This window comes from Asaia bogorensis (assembly GCF_900465345.1).
Lineage (GTDB): Bacteria > Pseudomonadota > Alphaproteobacteria > Acetobacterales > Acetobacteraceae > Asaia > Asaia bogorensis_A.
This window is the reverse complement of the sequence record NZ_UEGO01000010.1, coordinates 98,378-116,029: the sequence shown is the minus strand read 5'-3', so window position 1 is coordinate 116,029 and position 17,652 is coordinate 98,378. Positions and strand designations below refer to the sequence as shown.

The 17,652-nt window shown below is 58.9% G+C and carries 15 protein-coding genes and 1 tRNA gene; 8 read left to right on the top strand and 8 right to left on the bottom strand.

The genetic code is table 11. The features are described from left to right. Positions 1-160: 160 nt before the first annotated feature. A complete protein-coding gene (locus ED655_RS04175) occupies positions 161-1,177 on the top strand; it encodes a sulfite exporter TauE/SafE family protein (RefSeq protein ID WP_122049121.1) in 1,017 nt (338 codons plus the stop codon). Between the two features lie 148 nt (positions 1,178-1,325). Here ED655_RS04175 and ED655_RS04170 read toward each other — a convergent pair whose 3' ends face one another. Continuing rightward, a complete protein-coding gene (locus ED655_RS04170; RefSeq protein ID WP_122049230.1) occupies positions 1,326-2,477 on the bottom strand; it encodes an aldose epimerase family protein in 1,152 nt (383 codons plus the stop codon). Positions 2,478-2,836: 359 nt separating this feature from the next. Here ED655_RS04170 and ED655_RS04165 point away from each other — a divergent pair, with 359 nt between their 5' ends. The 4 genes from ED655_RS04165 to ED655_RS15695 are packed head-to-tail and all read left to right on the top strand — an operon-like array spanning position 2,837 to position 4,884. Next, on the top strand, positions 2,837-3,682 hold the full coding sequence (locus ED655_RS04165) for an MlaA family lipoprotein (protein WP_023979098.1): 846 nt from the start codon (positions 2,837-2,839) through the stop codon (positions 3,680-3,682). 12 nt (positions 3,683-3,694) lie between these two features. Continuing rightward, complete coding sequence (locus tag ED655_RS04160; RefSeq protein ID WP_122049120.1) at positions 3,695-4,312, top strand: MlaC/ttg2D family ABC transporter substrate-binding protein; 618 nt, start codon at positions 3,695-3,697, stop codon at positions 4,310-4,312. A gap of 54 nt (positions 4,313-4,366) precedes the next feature. Beyond that, positions 4,367-4,648, top strand: coding sequence for a metallophosphoesterase family protein (locus ED655_RS15700; protein ID WP_205835983.1), 282 nt, complete (start codon positions 4,367-4,369; stop codon positions 4,646-4,648). Further along, positions 4,645-4,884 carry a metallophosphoesterase family protein gene (locus tag ED655_RS15695; protein WP_205835982.1) on the top strand — a complete coding sequence of 80 codons (240 nt, stop codon included), beginning with the start codon at positions 4,645-4,647 and terminating at the stop codon, positions 4,882-4,884. Before ED655_RS15700 ends, ED655_RS15695 begins: the two co-directional genes overlap by 4 nt. Positions 4,885-5,073: 189 nt before the next feature. Here the strand turns inward: ED655_RS15695 and ED655_RS04150 are convergent, their stop codons facing one another. The 3 genes from ED655_RS04150 to ED655_RS04140 form a co-directional block, all read right to left on the bottom strand. Further along, positions 5,074-5,556, bottom strand: coding sequence for a GNAT family N-acetyltransferase (locus tag ED655_RS04150; protein WP_277302603.1), 483 nt, complete (start codon positions 5,554-5,556; stop codon positions 5,074-5,076). Positions 5,557-5,660: 104 nt separating this feature from the next. Next, positions 5,661-7,340, bottom strand: a complete 1,680-nt coding sequence (gene ettA, locus ED655_RS04145; RefSeq protein ID WP_122049118.1) for an energy-dependent translational throttle protein EttA — start codon at positions 7,338-7,340, stop codon at positions 5,661-5,663. Between the two features lie 83 nt (positions 7,341-7,423). Further along, positions 7,424-7,497: transfer RNA gene (locus ED655_RS04140), tRNA-Ile, on the bottom strand. A gap of 307 nt (positions 7,498-7,804) precedes the next feature. Between ED655_RS04140 and ED655_RS04135 the strand changes: the two genes are divergently transcribed. The 3 genes from ED655_RS04135 to ED655_RS04125 all read left to right on the top strand — a co-directional run bounded on the left by ED655_RS04135 (position 7,805) and on the right by ED655_RS04125 (position 10,461). Beyond that, positions 7,805-8,104 (top strand): Rdx family protein, encoded by a 300-nt coding sequence (locus ED655_RS04135; protein ID WP_122049117.1) that lies wholly within the window; start codon positions 7,805-7,807, stop codon positions 8,102-8,104. Positions 8,105-8,257: 153 nt separating this feature from the next. Beyond that, positions 8,258-8,779, top strand: coding sequence for an inorganic diphosphatase (ppa, locus tag ED655_RS04130; RefSeq protein WP_062164056.1), 522 nt, complete (start codon positions 8,258-8,260; stop codon positions 8,777-8,779). Between the two features lie 146 nt (positions 8,780-8,925). Next, positions 8,926-10,461, top strand: a complete 1,536-nt coding sequence (locus ED655_RS04125; RefSeq protein WP_240993493.1) for a carbohydrate porin — start codon at positions 8,926-8,928, stop codon at positions 10,459-10,461. 65 nt (positions 10,462-10,526) lie between these two features. Here ED655_RS04125 and ED655_RS04120 read toward each other — a convergent pair whose 3' ends face one another. The 4 genes from ED655_RS04120 to ED655_RS04105 form a co-directional block, all read right to left on the bottom strand. After that, positions 10,527-11,750, bottom strand: coding sequence for a glycosyltransferase (locus ED655_RS04120; protein WP_122049116.1), 1,224 nt, complete (start codon positions 11,748-11,750; stop codon positions 10,527-10,529). A 162-nt stretch (positions 11,751-11,912) separates the two neighbouring features. Then, entirely contained in the window at positions 11,913-12,773 is an 861-nt protein-coding gene (locus tag ED655_RS04115; protein ID WP_240993492.1) for a hypothetical protein, read from the bottom strand. A 180-nt stretch (positions 12,774-12,953) separates the two neighbouring features. Next, on the bottom strand, positions 12,954-15,935 hold the full coding sequence (locus ED655_RS04110; protein ID WP_122049114.1) for a glycosyltransferase: 2,982 nt from the start codon (positions 15,933-15,935) through the stop codon (positions 12,954-12,956). Next, complete coding sequence (locus ED655_RS04105; RefSeq protein WP_122049113.1) at positions 15,883-17,640, bottom strand: tetratricopeptide repeat protein; 1,758 nt, start codon at positions 17,638-17,640, stop codon at positions 15,883-15,885. Before ED655_RS04105 ends, ED655_RS04110 begins: the two co-directional genes overlap by 53 nt. Positions 17,641-17,652: the final 12 nt, after the last annotated feature.

The following is a 17,652-nucleotide window of genomic DNA, read 5'->3' as shown; positions in this document are numbered from 1 at the left end:
GCCCCGCCTCTATCGCGTCGACCCGCAAGCGGTACCACACAGGCGGACCTCCCCGACATGATTTGATAATTTGTTGAGAGTAATTCTCATATAGAAAAGACCCTCATGAGCCCGGCATACCCTGCTTGCCGGTGCGCCTTGCGGAAGCGGTTTCCCGGCCATGATGGTTTTTCTGCTCCTTTTCTGCCTCTCCTGTGCTGCCTTCACGATCTCCTCCGTTGCAGGCGGGGGCGCTGGCCTCGTGATCATGCCCGTGCTGGGCCTTGTGCTGGCCACACCCAAAATCCCGGCAGCGCTCTCCATCGGCACCATGTGCAGCACGGTCGGGCGCATCGTCACCTTCTGGCAAGTCATCAACTGGCGGATTGTTCTGTTTTTTACCCCGGCCGCCCTGCCAGCTGCCGCGCTGGGTGTGTTCTGCCTGCGGCTCATGCCACCGGTTTATCTTGAGCTCGTTCTGGGCCTGTTTCTGAGCGGCAATGTCTTTCTGCTCCTTCGCCGCAGCCCGCCCCTAGAGGCCGATCAGCGCCAATGGCGCTATCTGCCTGCCATAGGGTTCGCGGCGGGGTTCGTTTCTGGATTCACCGGTGCGACAGGCCTCCTTTTCAACCGGTTCTACCAGAGACTGGGCCTTCAGAAGCAGGCACTGATTGCCACGCGCGCAGCCAATGAGGTGCTGCTTCATGCCATCAAACTGGTGCTTTACGCGCAGTTTGGCCTGTTTGATCGCGGGGTCTTTCTGGCTGGGGTTTGCGTGGGTGCAGCAGCGCTGGCCGCAATCAAGGTGACACAGTGGGTCCTGCCTCGGCTGACCCACGCCCAATTCTGCCGGATCGGCCATGCCGCGGCTGCGGTGGCAGGAATTCTCATGCTGAGCGGTGCTGCCCACCAGATTGTTCAGAAGGATGCGATGTCACTCATCTACGGGCGCGCCCATGGCGAGACGGAACTGGCCATGACATGGCGCAGTCACCGGCTGGCGCTGGAATTCGAGCGGCCTCTGGAACTCGAGGTCAAACATCGGGTGGCCAGCGTGATCGACCCGCAGACAGGCCGTTCAGGCGCGCGGCTGACGGTGCTGCATCTCGCGGCCAATCGTGGCCTGTTCATCACACGGCGCGACCTGCATGGCGACCGTGAGTACGGCTTCCATCGACGCCACCGGCATGACGCATAGCGACGTGCCACGGCGTGACGGGACCAGATCAGGTTTCCTGAGACCGCGAAAGCCGTGCCCCGAGGCCCGATGGGCGTAGCACCAGGCGTAAAAAAACCCCGCACGCCCGGAGACGTGCAGGGTTCTTTCGGGTCGGGCCGCAGGAAGCTTAACGGGTACCGAGCTTGAAGATGGTCGTGTAGTCGAACTTCTGCCCCGGACGGAGTTCCGTGGTCGGGAAGGACGGGTGGTTCGGGCTGTCGGGATAATGCTCGGCTTCAAGGGCCAGTGCGTCGGTCTGGCGATAGGCCCGATGGGAGATACCGGCATATTTCCCGGTCAGCGAATTGGAGGTGTAAACCTGCAATCCGGGCTGGTTGGTCGAGACCTCGAGCGTACGACCCGAGGCCGGATCGAAAATCACCGCAGCAGGCCGCGGGGCTTTGCCATAAGCGCCATCGACAATCCAGTTATGGTCATAGCCACGAGCAATCAGCATCTGCGCAAAGTCGCTGCGCAGATGGTCACCGATCCGCATGGGCTTGCGGAAATCAAGCGGCGTTCCCGCCACTGTGGCCAGCTCGCCCGTCGGGACCGAGGTGCCGTCGGTCGGGGTATAACGCTCGGCGTTGATCTGCATGACCTCGTTCTCGATCGAGCCTGAGCCTTCGCCATTCAGGTTCCAGTAGGAATGATTGGTCAGGTTCAGCACGGTCGGCGCATCGGTCGTAGCCTGGTAGTGCAGGCTGAGCGCGTTGTTTTCATCCAGCGTATACGTCACGTTGGTCGTGAGCGTGCCGGGAAAACCCTGATCGCCATTGGGGCTGACGAGACGCAGCGTGACCGAAGCACCCTTGGCGTTCTTTTTCGTGTCCACCAACGTCCAGACATGCTTATCGAAACCGATTTTTCCACCGTGCAGGGCGTTTGGCGGGTCGGTCAGATCCGTATGATAGCTCTTGCCATCAATGGTGAAGGTGCCATGAGCCAGACGATTGGCGTAGCGGCCGATCATTGCCCCGAAAAACAGGCCGCCCTCAGCCGAATCCTTCGTATAGCCCTCAAGCGTGCCGAACCCCAGGACCAGGTCCTGCACATGACCTGCGCGGTCCGGCGCTTCCACAGACTGGATGATGCCGCCATAGGTGATGACACGGACCGTCATCGCATGATCGTTGGTCAGGGTGATGATTTTGACATCCTCACCGGCAGGAGTCTTGCCCCAGGGCTGGACCGTAACTGCTGGCGCAGCCTGCGCCGCACCGTCCATTATCCCCGCAAGCGCCACCAGACACACGGCGCTCTTCACTAATGCTTTCATGGACAAGGTGTTTCCATCTGTTGATTCGCCGCCACACTGATCGGAGAAATGATCTGTGTCAAAGTATATAAAGTTCATTTTCCTCAACCGCAGCCCACCTCAAACGCTACGCATACGGCATGAGTTGGCATCTACGGTCTGGCGTCTGACAGACATCGTGCTAGAAAACCACGATGCTGCGTCTCTCGCGAGACAGCACGGACATTCTCTTCCCGCCGGAGAGGATGTTTCCTGCTGAATTACGGGTGACGCGATGAGGTAACAGGACCGGAGTTGAGTGACGGCTCCGGATAAACGATCGTGAGCAGGTGCGCAGTATGTGGCGCGACCGAGCGCGCTGACACGACTTGGGGATTGCGATGACCGCACCGCTAGGTGATTCCGATAACCGGCCAACAGCCGGAACTGCCGATTCAAGCCGTAAGAGACGGCGCGAGCAGCGCAAGGGCGGCCGTGTTCTCATCGGGCTGAGCGCCCTTCTTTCCCTGAGTGCCTGCGCCAGCTGGCGCAACCCGCCGCCGAAAGACCCCGAGGCGCTGGCAGACTACAAGGAAGCCAACGACCCCTACGAGCCGGTTAACCGCAAGATGTATGGCATCCAGATGTGGGCCTATCATCACGCGCTGCGTCCGGTGGGCAAGGCCTGGGCCTGGGCGGTACCCAAGCCGATCCGCAACTCGATCGATAACCTGAACCAGACATGGTACATGCCAACGGTCTTCTTCAGTGATGTCGGCGCTGGCAAGCCACGCCGCGCGGGTGATGACTTCATGCGTTATGTCATCAACATGACACTTGGCGCTGCCGGGTTCATCGACGTTGCAACGTCGCTGGGCTATCCGCATCATGACAGTGATCCGGGTCTGACACTGGCGACATGGGGTGTACCGAGCGGTCCCTATCTCTTCCTGCCGGGCCTCGGCCCCAACACGCTGCGCGACGCTGGCGGCTACGCCATCGCGCAGGGCCTGTCGCCCATCAACTATGTGCCACGCGGCTATGGCCTGCTGACGTTCAACTGGGCCTATAACGTTGCTGGCGTGCTGGGCGGATTCTCCTCTCATATTGACGAGATCGATCAGGTCGAGCAGGATTCACTCGATCCGTACGCGTTTATTCGTAGCGCCTGGCAGCAGAACCGCGCCAGCCAGGTTGACTCGCTCCGCAACGACCACCGGGCGACCGTGCCGGACTGGTACAATTAAGGACCTCCCGACATGTTCAAAACCTGCATCTCCTTCTCCCGTCGCGCAGCTCTTGGCGTTCTGACCACAGCGCTCGTTTCCGTCGCAGCCCTGTCCACCCCGGCCCATGCTGAAGATGCACAGGGCTTCGTGACGGCTTTCGGTAGCAAGCTCGTTGGGATCATCAACAGCGACAAGGGTCTGGCTGAAAAGAAGGCCGAAGTTCTGCCCCTGCTGCAGAGCAATGTGGACATCGCCACCATCGGCAAGTTCTGCCTTGGACGCTACTGGCGCACGGCCACCCCTGAGCAGCAGGCCCAGTACCTGAAGCTGTTCCATCAGGTGCTGGTCAATGCCGTGACGGACAAGATCGGTGACTATCGCGGCGTGAGCTTCAAGGTGACCGGCGAGACCAACACCCCCAACGGCGAACTCGTCAGCGCCCAGATCATGCGCCCCGGTCAGCCGGTTGCCGATATGGGCCTGCTGATTGCCCATGATGGCGGCATGAAGATTGTCGACATGATCGGCGAGGGAACGAGCCTGCGCCTGACGCAGCGTCAGGATTACAGCTCCTATCTCGCCCGCAATGGCGGCAATGTCGCCACACTGATTAGCGCGCTGGAGCGTCAGCTCTCGCATCGTCACTGACGACACATCCTTTTCGTCGGGAGTTGTGACGCTCCCGACGAAAAGACCTGCTTCATGAAACTAGCCGTCCTTTCGGACATACACGGCAATCTCACCGCACTCGATGCCGTCCTGGCGGATTGCGCCCTGAACAGCGTCGACCAATTGGTCATTCTGGGCGATCATTTCCCTGGTCCGCTCCTGCCCTTCGAAACAGCCCAAAGACTGATTTCCCTCGCCCCGACTGTCATAGCTGGCAATCACGAGTGGCAGCTTCTCACGCGATCATTTCATGAGATGGGGGAGTCCGACCGCTTTACCTACGGACCCTCGCCCCTCATCATTTCGACTGGATGACGAGGCTTCCGACAACGCTTCGGCTGGGAAGCGATATCCTGCTCGTTCATGGCACCGCCACCAGCGACCCCGCCTATTTCCTTGAAACTGTCGCGGTCGGGAGCCTGCGTCCCGCTACGCGGGCAGAAATCGTCGCCCGCCTCATCCAGTGCGATCATACCCATATCCAGCGCATGGTGGCCTTCGGAAAAGGGAGACTGGTACTCAATCCCGGCAGCGTGGGCCTGCTTGGCTGAGAGGATGACGAACCGTTCCCTCATCAGATCAGCAATGCCTCTCCACACGCGCGTTACGCGCTGCTCAACGGCGCAAACGGCAACTGGACTGCCAGCTTCCATACAGTCACCCATGACTAGGAACAGGCGGCACAAACTGCAGAAAGAAATGCGGCCAGACTGGGCCAAGGCACTGCGTACCGGGCGCCTTTAGGCCAGAGCAGGTTGCTTATCCTGCCTGATTTCGTAAACGAGCATCAGATAACCATCGCGCTCGAAGCTTTCCACATGGTGCATGCCGATACTGCCTAGCACGATGCGTGAGGGCATGTTGTCCTCGCGGGTGACGCCCACCACGCGCTCGACGCCGGCATCCAGCGCAAAACGCAGTGCAGCGCCCGCTGCCTCACGCGCGATACCACGCCCGGCGGCCTCGGGTACCAATGCGAAGCGCAGGCCGAGACCGCGCCCGTCCGGACGCTCATGCAACCCCGTGATGCCCACGAAGCGATTATTTTCGCGAATGGTGAAAATACCGATGCCGCGCTTTGCCCAAAAAGCGAGGTCATCGGCCATTTCGTCCTCAACCTGCCGGAGCGAGCGGACACCCCCCAGCATACGCCCGAATGAGGCGCCATTGGTCTTGAGGCGAATCATGTCCTGCATGTCGTGCCAGCTCACGGGCTGGAGCACGAGTCGCTGGGTCCGTATCTGACGCCCAAGCGTCACGATGCGTACCCAGTCATGACATCGGCAAGAGAGATGTCAGAGAAGAACCGCTCCGACATCTTCATCCCTTAGCGTGCGATGGGGCGATACTTGATACGGCTCGGTTCGGTCGAATCCGGGCCGAGGCGACGACGCTTGTCTTCTTCATAATCCTGGAAGTTACCCTCGAACCATTCGACATGGCTATCACCCTCGAAGGCGAGGATATGCGTGGCCAGACGGTCGAGGAACCAGCGATCATGCGAGATGACCACGGCGCAACCGGCGAATTCGGCCAGCGCGTCTTCGAGCGCACGCAGCGTGTCGACATCGAGATCGTTGGTCGGTTCGTCGAGCAGAATGACATTGCTGTCCTTCTTGAGCATCTTGGCCAGATGCACGCGGTTGCGCTCACCGCCCGACAGCACGCCCACGCGTTTTTGCTGATCGGAGCCCTTGAAATTGAAGGCCCCGACATAGGCACGCGACGGTACCGTGCGCTTGCCCAGCTGAATGACATCCGTGCCGCCCGAGATTTCTTCCCACACCGTCTTGCTGTCATCGAGCGAGTCGCGCGACTGATCGACATAACCGAGCTTGACCGTGTCGCCGATCTTGAGCGCACCGCCATCCGGCTGATCCTGACCCGTGATCATCTTGAACAGCGTGGACTTACCCGCACCGTTCGGCCCGATCACGCCCACGATACCACCCGGCGGCAGCTTGAAGTTCAGGCCGTCGATCAGCAGGCGATCGCCAAAGCCCTTGGAGAGGTTCTCGGCCTCGATGACCGTGCCACCCAGACGGGGGCCGGGGGTAATGACGATATCAGCCGTGCCACCGGCACGCTCCTGACTGGCGGCCAGCATTTCCTCGTATTTGGTGATACGGGCCTTGCTCTTGGCCTGACGGGCCTTGGGTGAGGCGCTGATCCATTCCTGCTCGGCGGCAAGAGCGCGCTGGCGCGAACTCTCTTCCTTCTCTTCCTGGGCAAGACGCTTGCGCTTCTGGGTCAGCCAGGAGGAGTAATTGCCTTCGAACGGATAGCCACGACCGCGCTCGATTTCGAGAATCCAGTTCGTAACATTGTCGAGGAAGTAGCGGTCATGGGTGATGACCATGACGGTGCCCTGATAATCGCGCAGGGTCTTTTCGAGCCAGGCCACGCTCTCGGCATCGAGATGGTTGGTCGGTTCGTCAAGCAGCAGCAGGTCGGGCTTTTCGAGCAGCAGGCGGCACAGCGCCACGCGACGGCGCTCACCACCGGACAGCATGGTGACAGGGCTGTCGGCAGGCGGGCAGCGCAGGGCTTCAAGAGCGATCTCAAGCTTGCGATCGAGCTCCCAGCCATCGCCGGCGTCGATCTTTTCCTGCAACTCGGCCTGCTCGGCCAGAAGGGCAGTCATCTCGTCATCGGTCATTGGCTCGGCAAAAGCCATCGAGATTTCGTTGAAGCGATCCACTGCGTGCTTCAGGTCACCAAAGCCGAGTGCCACGTTCTCACCGACGGTCAGAGAATCGTCGAGCTTGGGCTCCTGCTCAAGATAACCGATGCGTGCGCCTTCAGCGCCCCAAGCCTCACCGCCATATTCCTTTTCGATACCGGCCATGATCTTGAGCAGAGTCGATTTACCGGCGCCGTTGACGCCGAGCACACCGATCTTGACGCCGGGAAGGAAGGACAGGGTGATGCCCTTGAAGACCTCACGGCCCCCGGGATAGGCCTTCGTCAGGTCCTTCATGACATAGACATACTGATAGGCGGCCATGACGGATCTCCTGATGGAATGGTCGGACGGAATAGGACGAGAACGCGGCTCGAGTGCGCTCCGCATAGGAGCGTAAAAACCCCTGCGCCCGGCAGGACTCGAACCCGCAACCAAGCCGTTATGAGCGGCCTGCTCTAACCAATTGAGCTACAGGCGCACAGGTTGTGCAGGAAATCGCGCAATTCGGCCCCATTTGCAAGACGACATGACAAAGAAATAGGTCTGTTCGTCATTTTGTCTGTCATTGCCTGTGAGAGGTTTGCCGCCGCGTCACAGGCCTCTCCTTAGCCTCGCTCGATCGTGGTGCTTCAGGACAAGGGTATTGCACGAGCACCATGATATGACTGGTTTGCCCCCTGCCCCATCCCTAAATCTGCCCACACATCAGAAGACGACCTGATCTGACGGTCATCACAGGGACGATACCGATACCGATGCCAGACAACACGACAGCACAAAGCCCCATGCCGCTCCCCTCTTCCCTCCCCTCGGCCAGGATACGTATCGCGATACGCTACTGCACCCAATGCAACTGGATGTTGCGCTCCGCCTGGATCGCCCAGGAATTGCTGCAGACCTTCGGCACTGAGTTGGCAGAAGTCGCCCTCATTCCCGATACCGGGGGTCACTTCAGTATCATGGCGGGTGATCATCTGATCTGGGAGCGCAAGCGCGACGGGGGTTTCCCCGGCCCCAAGGACATCAAGCAGCGCGTTCGCGACGTGATCGCCCCGGAGCGTGATCTGGGTCATGTTGATCGGTGAATCACGGGCAAACCGTATGATGCCGATCACATCTGATCAGAACCGTGACCAATAGAACAACATGGACGGTACATAACGTTACGGCATCTGTGCAGGGAGGAAACGAGGGGTTAAGATGAGGCGATCAATTCACCCCCACCAGGACATGTAGTGATGGACGTCAGCAAGATCTCCCCCGGCAAATCCGTTCCCGATGACATCAATGTCGTGATCGAGATCCCGCAGGGCTCTTCGGTCAAATATGAAGTGGACAAGGAAAGCGGCGCCGTTTTCGTCGATCGCTTCCTTTTCACCCCGATGTACTATCCGGCCGCGTATGGTTTCATTCCGAATACGCTGGCTGCTGATGGCGACCCGGCCGATGCACTGGTTCTGGCACCGGGGCCGATCGTTCCGGGTGCGGTCATTCGTGCGCGCCCCATTGGCATGCTGAAGATGGAAGATGAGAGCGGACAGGATGAAAAGATCATCTGCGTGCCTCACGACAAGATCCACACGCAGTATACCGATGTAAAAACGATTGACGATCTGCCTGAAATCACTCTGAAGGCAATCGGCCACTTCTTCGAGCGTTACAAGGATCTCGAGCCTAACAAGTGGGTCAAAGTCTCGGGCTGGGCAGGACCAGAAGAGGCCAAGAAAGCGATTATTGCTGCTCTTGAAGCCGCCAAGTAACACCACTACGCTGTAATAAACAGTGACCGGAAAGACACAGCGTCTTTCCGGTTTTTTATATCACAGCGCTGTGAGCCCAATTCAGCTTTCTGCCCCATTGCCAAATCTAAATTAGATGTAATAAAAGGGTCATGTTGGGATAAGGAATGAAATACCTCATCCCGGAAAGTCACGGAACCTCGCGTTTTTCATCCGACTGGCGGATTGCCCTCATGTCTCTTCCCCGTATCTCCCCCAAGGCGCTGGGTGTCGTCACCACAGCTCTCGCTACCCTTGCTGCCATGCCGTCGGCCCAGGCGCAGTCGCCTCTGGCTGGGGGTGCGCCCAACGGCACAGGCCTTGCACCTTCGGTGCGTGTCTCTAGCCCGATCGGCACGGTCAATTTCCAGAATTCATCCGTCCCGCCCCTGCCCCATCCGGAAGCCATCTTTGACGATCCATGGGGATGGAACACCTGGCTGCGCCAGCATGGCGTCGCGATCCTTCTGGATACGACCAACGAATTCGCAGGTGCCATCACGAGCCCGACCAAAGGACTGGGCCTGAGACAGGGCAGCAGCAATGCCGGTCAGTATGGCTTTGAGAACGATATCGACTGGGAAAAGCTTGCCGGTATTCGCGGCTTCTCGACCCACGCCGTGTTCGTAGGACGTTACGGTATTCCTGCCAGCCGCATGTTTGGTGACAACCTGAACCCCAGCCAGGAAATCTACGGCGGTGGCGGTAACGTGGTCGTTCACCTTGTCTATATCTACGGTGAAGAAACGCTGTTCAATGGTCACCTCGACATTGCCGCCGGTCGTATTCCGCTGCTGACCGACTTCTCGTCGAACCCGCTGTACTGCAACTTCATGAACAATGCCTTCTGCGGTAACCCGAAGGCTTCTTCTGACAATACCAGCCATTCGTCCTACCCGGATTCGAACTGGGCAGCGCGTATCCGTGTCCGTCCGTCGCAGTACACCTACCTTCAGGCCGGTGTGTACTTCAACACGATGGGCATTTACGGCGTGCAGCAGATGCGCACGGGCTTCAAGTGGAACGGCGCGGATATCAACGGCGAGGCCGCACCGGTCGAGTTCGGCTGGGAGCCGATCTTCGGCAAGGACAAGCTGCCGGGTCACTACAAGCTTGGTGGCATTGTCGATACGGCACCCCATCCGGACGTGCTGTATGATATCAACGACAATTACTGGGCTGTAACGGGCCAGGCCCGCAAGGTTCACAACAACTCATGGTCTGCCTATGCCCTGGCCGATCAGATGATCATGCGCCACAAGGGCAATGGTCCCGATGCTGGTATCACCCTGCTTGGCGTGTTCTACAACAACTCGCCTGTGACCCAGACGCGTGAACGTCAATACTCGATCGGCGTGCTCGATCGTGGTTTCTGGAAGTCCCGTCCGCTGGACGCCTGGGGTGTGAACTTCAGCTACATCCAGGTCTCCAAGAAGGTCAAAACCGCTCAGGAAATTCAGCAAAGCCTGGGTTATCAAACCCTGCTTAACGGCTCGTTCTTCCCGCAGACCAACGGGATGGTCATCGAAGCGATGTATCAGATCCGCGTCTGGCGCGGCATCACCTTCGCTCCTGATTTCCAGTACTTCATCCGCCCGGGTGCCCAGCAGGGCCTGAAGGATGCAGCAACGCTCGGCTTCAAGTCGCACATCGAAATCTTCTGATCCTTCTCGCCCCTGCATTGCAGGGGCCTCGATCAGCCTGCACTATGCACGCCCTTATTGCCTTTTCATCCCACGATGGAGGCGATCAGGGCGTCGTAGTTTTCGAGATAGCCCTGAAGCGACAGCTCGGCTTCCGCATGTCGACGGGCTGCCCGGCGCAAGCGGGCCGCCAGCTTTCGGTCCTCAAGAATTTCGAGGATAGACTCCGCAATGCGATCGGGTTCGAGAAACGGGGTCAGCAGTCCTGTCCGTCTGTCCGTGATGAACTCTTCCACCGGCGCTGTCTGGCTTCCCACAATGGCGCACCCCGTTGCCATGGCCTCACGCAAGGACCATGAGGCGACAAAGGGATAGGTCAGATAGACATGCGCATCAGAGCGGCGCAGCGTAAGCCTGAACGTGTCGTAATCGACCTTGCCCAGAAAATGCACCCGATCGGCGTCGATACGTCCCGACACTTCCTTCAGGAAGATATCGCGCCAGCTTCCCGCATCTGAAGGAGGCGGCGCACCATAGCTCGTTCCGTCGCCACCGATCAGGACGATCCGTGCGTCGGGGCGTTCATCGAGAATACGCGGGAGCGCCCGCATGAAGCTATGGATCCCGCGATAAGGCTCAAGGTTGCGCGCCACAAAGGTCACGAGCTTGTCCCCGGGGCGGATGACATGGTCGCCAATCGCCACATCGCTTTTGAACACCGCTTGATCTGGTGCACAGAGATCGAGATTGACCCCTTCGCGCAACAGATTGATGCGGCTATGCGCCCAGTCGGGATACGTGCCTTTCTGAAAAAGCGTGGGAGTCTGACCGTGCTGGTTCAGGTTCAGGGCAAGAAGATTGATGGCATTCTTGACACGAACGCTTTGCGCCAGTTCAGGACGAGGTGGGAATTCCGGGTCGAAATCTACATCATTCTTATCTGTATGATAAAAGAACTCGAAATACCCAAGTATAGGTGTTGAGGGATAAACATCGACCAGGTTCAACAACTCACCCCAGCCATGATGCCCGATGATGATGTCGGGAGTGTAACCAAGTCCCTTGAGTGTCTGTGCTGCACGGGCGACGGCTTCTGCACGACTTAGCCCCATCTCCAGTTCGCGCAGCGAAGGATGGGTATGAGGCGACACCATACGTTCCTGACGGTAGAGAACGCGCCTCACACCAGGCAGATAGCCCTCATTGGCCTCGGAAATAAACACGATCTCATGACCACCCTGTTCATGAAGATGCCTGACCAGATGCAGAAACTGACCGGGGAAATTCTGATGCACGAACAGGAAACGCAAGACGCAAAAGCCTCTGGCTAGGGAGAGAACAAAGGCCGTGACAAATTGATGGTGGGCGCCGCCGGTGCGACTGTGCCTCAACGATACGACCAACCGCAATGGGCCTGAAAATCACGGCAAAAAAAGGGCTCCGATACCACCCGGTATCGGAGCCGCTTGTAATCAGGCGTCGGATGCCTTGCGCCGCGATGCCTGTTTTTTAGCTGATTTGGCGGCCGGCTCCTCTTTGCCTGCCTTCCCTGCGGCGCCATCACGCGGCACGACAAGCAACTGGAAAGCCTCCAGCGGCGCGAGCGACTCTGCTTCGAGTGTTACGCCCCCCGCGACAGGACCAACACGTGTGCCATCGGTGAAGGTTGCCGTAATGGACAGATCATACTTCTCTTCGGCCCCGTTCTTCAGACGGACACAAAGGCCAAGGATAGGGAGCGCCATACCGCGCGAGCCGCAATACTGGCCGGCTTCTGCCCAGGGAGAAAGCCAGCCCTTGCCGAGAACGGCCTGATATTCGATATCTTCAGGCGCAACGAGCGACTGCGGGGCAATACCAAAACCCTCGATCCAGTTCTGGCTCCCCGGCTCTCCCATCCAGTCTCCGATCTGGGCGAGTACATCGCCACGTCGCTGGATATGCGCTGCGAGTTCGGGTTTGAAATCGGGGCCAGGAGCCGCGACAGGAGCGGACGTCGCATCAGGGGTGGCCCGAGCCGCGGGCGCTGCTACGGTGGGGTCACCCGACAGTCGCGCTACCTGAATACCGGGTGCGGGCAATGTGCTGTCAGGCGCCTGGTAGGTTGTTACCATGACCTGCGCAGGCCCGCGCGACACGCGCACAAGGGCTGCACCAGCACCAGCACCGTGACTGCTGCTGATGATGCCATCATCTTCAAATGTCTTGATTGTAACAATGCCGCTCGGCATGTTCGGCGCTTGAGTGATCGTCACCGCGGGATAGCCATTGACACTCTGAACTGCATTTTCGGGGGGCAGGAATACGCAGAACAGACCGGCGTCAAAAGTCATCAGAGAAGCGTGAACCTTGAGCTGAACAACCTGCTCCGTCCCTGAAGAACTCGCGGAATTAGACATCTATATCAACCCATCTTCGATTTGTATGTGCAGTCGGAAATTTTGCACAATGTGACTAAAGAACGATACATAGGAATAAATTCAGGTATATCACTATAAACTACTCAGTAAAAGCTATATCATTTGATGTGAAGAATGTAGCAAGACATTACTCAGTAGAGACAGGGGCATTCCGAGAGGCACCACAGTTCCCCGGCCCGATCTCTGTATTCGTTCTGACTGCGCACCCAAGTCGAAACTTACCGCAGGTAAACGCGCATTCCACAAATTTGACAGGGCAAAGCACCAGGTTTCAGGCCAGATGGAGGGAATGAGACCTATATCGCAATTGCACGATTCGATAAGGCTTATGGCTTCTTCCTCGCGATACTCCCCCATTATCTGCACATGTCCTGTCGCCATCAGGCGATCATCATCAATTGTATATCCAGCTATGACATAATCGAGGGGCAGATTACGGCGGGCCGCGTCCTCCGCAAGTTGAAGAACAATGTCATAGCCTTTTTCACGCCCGATTGCGCCTGGTATGCATATGCGTCTTCTCGATCCGTCAGGCGGCCTCATGGTTTTCAGTGCGGGATAATTCTCGGATTCGAGCGGCCGCAATTCTATCTCAAGTCCCGTAAAATGCCGTTTGAAACGCCGCTGCAAGTCCAGGGATCCCGCAATCACCCGATTGGCACTGCGCAGGATCCGGTCTGACTGCGCTACAAGCTCAGCCACCGTCAAATCGCCTTCTACAAGCGTCCCCTGCTGCGCCACACAGGCCTCACAGCCCGCCAGGGCCGGTTCGCCGCAATAATGATCATTCGGCCCGACCAGACAGATTCGCGGGCAGAACCAGATATAGTCGTGCAGGATTATATCCCAACGCATGTCGAGTGCTGCTGCCAGATCACGCATCACGGGCGCATGGCCAAGCAGATGATGCCATTCGATGCGTCCGGCTTTCATGCGGCGCAGGACCGAAATGAAGTCCAGCCATTCGCGTGGCAGATCAAAAACGATGTTGACCGTGTCACCGCCACAATCTTCTATCCGGCAGCCTCTCTCATGGGGGCGCAGGATGAGAACCTGTGCCTTTTCAGCCTCGGCCTGGCGCCAACGTTGATCAATCACCCGCTCGACCCCGCCACCGGAATCATGGGTTACCATGATCAGACATGAAGCCGCCGATTTGCGGCGTGCAATCATGCGAACAAGACCGGCATTACGACGTACAAGCCGCAAGGGATCTTCGGCAATAAAGGCGCCGACGCGTTCATCATAGCCAGGATGCAGAAGGTTGAGCAGACGAAGATTACGCTCCAGCAGCAGGCTACGCGTCCGGCCAAACGACACTGTACCGACATGCCTTACAAACAGGTCAGTCGCTGCCACGTGACGCCAGCCAAGCGCAGAAGCACGACAGCAGAAATCATTCTCCTCGCCATAGCCCTGCGCAAAGACGTCGGCGTTCAGAAGTCCCGTCTGCGCAAGACAGTCGCCTCGTATCGCCATGCAGAAACCATTACCCGTCGGCAGGTCGATGAGCCCGGATCCCGGCAAGGACCTGAAGATACGGTCTGTCGATATGGCCATGCGGTAATCGGGCACCGGATTGGGCCGGGAAACCGACGGGTAGGAAAGAATACTCGCATCATTTGAGAAGGGGGTCGCTGTGCCGACATTCTCATCTCGGTCCAGCCAGGCCCGGAGACGGCCAATACCGCCTGCAGGGAGGATCGCATCGCTATTGAGCAGGACAACATCACGCCCTTGCGCGCAGGCCAGACCCGCATTGGCGCTGATCGTGAAGCCACGATTCCGCTCGTGCCGGATAAGCGTGATATCACCACGTTCGACAAATGCGTCCAGCATGGTGCGCAGAGCCGGTTCAGGAGAGTGGTCGTCAATGACCAAGCATTCCACATCCTCGGCCCCGTCCGCCAGAACAGCCTCGATACAATGTCGTGTCAGTGCATGATCACGATAGGCCGGGATGACAACAAGGCATCCAGCCTTCCTTGTCTGACCAAGCCGGTTTGCCTTGGCTGCGGGCATGGTGCCCCCCGGAAGGGCGGCATGGCTCCCTGCACCTTCATCCCCCTCAAGCAGGGCGATCGCAGTCGGGCCGAGTGGGCTGCCCGTGAGAAACTGTCCGTACCTGTCGAACAGACGGATCTCGTCTTCAGGCAATGCGTCGAGCGGCAGGGAGAAATGGCGTGGGCGAGCCAGCGGCTTGTCAAGCAGCGTTTCCTGCTCAACCCGGCTGGCGACCACTTCGAAACGTGCATCGCCTGCCTCAACCACAACATGAGGCGTGAAGTCCGGATCAGCCGGATACCAGATCCAGCCTTCGAGAGCGTGATGCCGGACAGAAACGAAACCCTGCATCTGGCGTATCATCGCAAGGTTGATCGGCGCCCCGTAAAGATCTCTCTCCGCGCAACTGACGCTCAGGGTAGAAGCCCTTTTCCATGCCTCGGGCAGGATGAAAGGCAATGTCTCGCCTGACGCGATCACGTCACCATCAAGACTGATCGTGACGAGGCCCTGAGCCTCGCCTCGCAGGACACCCTCATTACTTGTCGAACACCAACCAGGCGCGCCGGATTTTGCAGCAAAGAACCGTGTCCACGTCAGCACTTCCTCTGCGGGTGCACAGCTTGAGAGCATCTTGCCAAAGACGGAAACCGCCTCGTCGGGACGACCCAGATTCGACAAGGCTATGGCCTGACCGACAAGCGCCTTTCGCATGATAAAACGCTCGGCGATCCATGAAAACTGTCTACATGCCTCCTCCCAGCGTGAGGCCGATAGGAGCGCCATGCCATAGGAGAAGATGACGTTGGGATCATGACGCGCCATGCGCGCGGCACGTCCCAGCCAGTAGAGAGCTGCGGGCGCATCGCCCATGTTTGACGCATCTGTGCCGCGACGATAGGCATTCTGTGCCTTGGCATCATGCCACCTCTGCCAGTCCGCCCGGTCCTTTGCCGTAACCACATGGCCATAACCCGACTCGACAGGCGGCGGACGACGGGACGAGTGGCTGCGCCCCTCAGCCACGTCCGCCCATGCGCCGCTCGAGTTTGACGAGCTCTGCCGAAGCATCGTCGACACCTTGCGCGTGGGCGCGCTCAAGCCAGACCCGCGCCTCGACCGGGTTCACCTCACCAGCGAGACCACGCTTGAGATAACGCCCCAGCATCAGCTGACCCAGAGCGTGCCCGCGCTCGGCAGCACATCTGAACCATGACTGTGCCTCACGACGGTCGACGGCAACATCATGACCACCGCCAAGCATGGCCCCTGCGGAGAACATGGCATCGACATATCCCAGTTTGGCCGCTTCTCGGTACAGATCGAGGGCACGGGGATGATCCTTCCCCTGGGGCGCACGTCCAGAGACGAGTATCTGCGCCAGAAGCGTCATGGCTTCTGGCATTTGTGCCTTGGCTGCCCGGTCGAGCCACTGTAGGGCAAGTGTCATGTCCTGGGGTACGCCCCGCCCCTCAAGATACATGCGACCAAGCCAGTATTGTGCGTTTACAACGCCATCAGCGGCGCGCTGCATCCAGAAAGCCGCTTGCGTATCATCACGGGTGATACCCACCCCTTCGGCGTAGCACACACCCAGATTGAACGCCCCGACCAGATCGCCCTTTTCCGCAGCCTTGAAAAAGCGTTTGCGCATCGCCTCGCGATCCTGCTCGGATCCGATGCCGGTCAGCGCCAGATTGCCCAGATCGGCATCTGCCACACGATCCCCGCACTCGGCAGATATGCGAAACCACTTCGCGGCTTCATCCGGATCGCGCTGTACGCCAATGCCGGTCAGATAGAGGAGCCCCAGCCCGCGTGCGGCAGCACCATGCCCCATTTCGGCAGCAATCTGATACCAGGTTGCCGCTTCGAGATAATTCGGGGCCATCTCCTCGCCGCGGATATGCAGGTCACCCAGAAGTGCCGCAGCTTCGGCATCCCCTCCCATGGCGGCTCGACGAAGCCAGGTTTCCGCACGGTCCAGCCTGCGTGCAACGCCTTTGCCCTGAAGAAGGTAAAGAGCATAACGTGTCTGGGCCTGGACCACCCCACGTTCGGCCGCCTTCTCGAAGTAGCGCGCAGCGGTGGAGAAATCAGGTGCCTGGCCTATTCCCTGTTCATTGATCCAGGCCAGGAAATAAAAGGCCGTAGCCAGTCCCGCACGCGATGCCAGTTCAAGTTCGGCAGTTCCGCGGGCAATATCTTCCTCAGACCCGGGATTGGTATGCAGCGCCATACCGAGCCCTAGATGCCCCTGCGCCGATCCTGCAGCAGCGGCTTTTTCATACCACTCCCGCGCCTCCACCGCGTCACGCAGATCGTCAGGGCCGTTTGTCAGGACATAGGCAAGCAATGCCTGGGCATCGGGCTGGCCTTCAATGGCGGCAAGGCGACTCCAGTGAGCAGCCTGCCGATAGTCAGGAACCCGCTTGAGATCGCGTGTGTTAACCAGAAGGGAGGGGCGGTTTTCGTCAAACCCCTCGGGAAAGCCCACAAGGTACAGCGTGGCCAGCATGAGGCGTGCCTGCACATGACCACTCTCGGCGGCCTTGCGCATCCACTTCGTCCCATCCTCCAGGCTGGGTGGGGTACCCCAGCCTTCAAGATAGGCCTTGCCGACGCGGTATTGCGCTTCGACATTTCCCTGTGTAGCCAGAGGGGCAAGCAGGGCGAATCCCTGCACGGCATTTTCACCGGACTCGATCTGGGTGATGCCATGCCTGAGCCTCGCATCACGCGAAACCATTGATGCAAGACGTGATTTCAAAGCCACCCTGCTCTCCTC

Excerpts from the sequence above, each read along its gene's own strand:
- ED655_RS04125 (WP_240993493.1), top strand. The coding sequence starts at position 8,926 with ATGAAATACCTCATCCCGGAAAGTCACGGAACCTCGCGTTTTTCATCC.
- ettA (WP_122049118.1), bottom strand. The coding sequence starts at position 7,340 with ATGGCCGCCTATCAGTATGTCTATGTCATGAAGGACCTGACGAAGGCC.
- ED655_RS04175 (WP_122049121.1), top strand. The coding sequence starts at position 161 with ATGATGGTTTTTCTGCTCCTTTTCTGCCTCTCCTGTGCTGCCTTCACG.
- ppa (WP_062164056.1), top strand. The coding sequence starts at position 8,258 with ATGGACGTCAGCAAGATCTCCCCCGGCAAATCCGTTCCCGATGACATC.
- ED655_RS15695 (WP_205835982.1), top strand. The coding sequence starts at position 4,645 with ATGACGAGGCTTCCGACAACGCTTCGGCTGGGAAGCGATATCCTGCTC.
- ED655_RS15700 (WP_205835983.1), top strand. The coding sequence starts at position 4,367 with ATGAAACTAGCCGTCCTTTCGGACATACACGGCAATCTCACCGCACTC.
- ED655_RS04110 (WP_122049114.1), bottom strand. The coding sequence starts at position 15,935 with ATGCTTCGGCAGAGCTCGTCAAACTCGAGCGGCGCATGGGCGGACGTG.
- ED655_RS04135 (WP_122049117.1), top strand. The coding sequence starts at position 7,805 with ATGCCGCTCCCCTCTTCCCTCCCCTCGGCCAGGATACGTATCGCGATA.
- ED655_RS04115 (WP_240993492.1), bottom strand. The coding sequence starts at position 12,773 with ATGACTTTTGACGCCGGTCTGTTCTGCGTATTCCTGCCCCCCGAAAAT.
- ED655_RS04170 (WP_122049230.1), bottom strand. The coding sequence starts at position 2,477 with ATGAAAGCATTAGTGAAGAGCGCCGTGTGTCTGGTGGCGCTTGCGGGG.
- ED655_RS04160 (WP_122049120.1), top strand. The coding sequence starts at position 3,695 with ATGTTCAAAACCTGCATCTCCTTCTCCCGTCGCGCAGCTCTTGGCGTT.
- ED655_RS04165 (WP_023979098.1), top strand. The coding sequence starts at position 2,837 with ATGACCGCACCGCTAGGTGATTCCGATAACCGGCCAACAGCCGGAACT.